Source organism: Paenibacillus terreus, from assembly GCF_042138595.1.
Taxonomy (GTDB): domain Bacteria; phylum Bacillota; class Bacilli; order Paenibacillales; family Paenibacillaceae; genus Paenibacillus; species Paenibacillus terreus.
In genome coordinates, this window is record NZ_JBHIRX010000047.1 from 1 (window position 1) to 446 (window position 446).

The window sequence follows — 446 nt, forward strand, 5'->3', positions numbered from 1 at the left end:
TTGGGGCCCTTAGCTCAGCTGGTTAGAGCGCACCCCTGATAAGGGTGAGGTCGGTGGTTCGAGTCCACTAGGGCCCACCACGAGTATCTATACTTATTTAGGGGCTATAGCTCAGCTGGGAGAGCGCCTGCCTTGCACGCAGGAGGTCAGGGGTTCGATCCCCCTTGGCTCCACCAATATTCCCTGATAGCTCAGTTGGTAGAGCACTCGACTGTTAATCGAGTTGTCACAGGTTCGAGTCCTGTTCGGGGAGCCATTCTTGCAAATTACTGATTTTACTATATAAGAAGTTGGCGGCGTAGCTCAGCTGGCTAGAGCGTACGGTTCATACCCGTGAGGTCGGGGGTTCGATCCCCTCCGCCGCTACTCGGAGAGATACCCAAGTGGCTCAAGGGGACCCTCTGCTAAGGGGTTAGACTGCGTAAGTGGTGCGAGGGTTCGAATCC

General features: G+C 55.4%; 4 tRNA genes. All 4 read left to right on the plus strand.

The annotated features are described in order from the left end of the window. Window positions 1-3: 3 nt before the first annotated feature. The 4 genes from ACE5KN_RS31040 to ACE5KN_RS31055 all read left to right on the plus strand — a co-directional run bounded on the left by ACE5KN_RS31040 (window position 4) and on the right by ACE5KN_RS31055 (window position 366). Window positions 4-80 (plus strand) — tRNA-Ile (locus tag ACE5KN_RS31040). Between the two features lie 20 nt (window positions 81-100). After that, window positions 101-176, plus strand: a tRNA-Ala gene (locus tag ACE5KN_RS31045). 4 nt (window positions 177-180) lie between these two features. Beyond that, window positions 181-256: transfer RNA gene (locus tag ACE5KN_RS31050), tRNA-Asn, on the plus strand. A gap of 36 nt (window positions 257-292) precedes the next feature. Beyond that, window positions 293-366, plus strand: a tRNA-Met gene (locus tag ACE5KN_RS31055). Window positions 367-446: the final 80 nt, after the last annotated feature.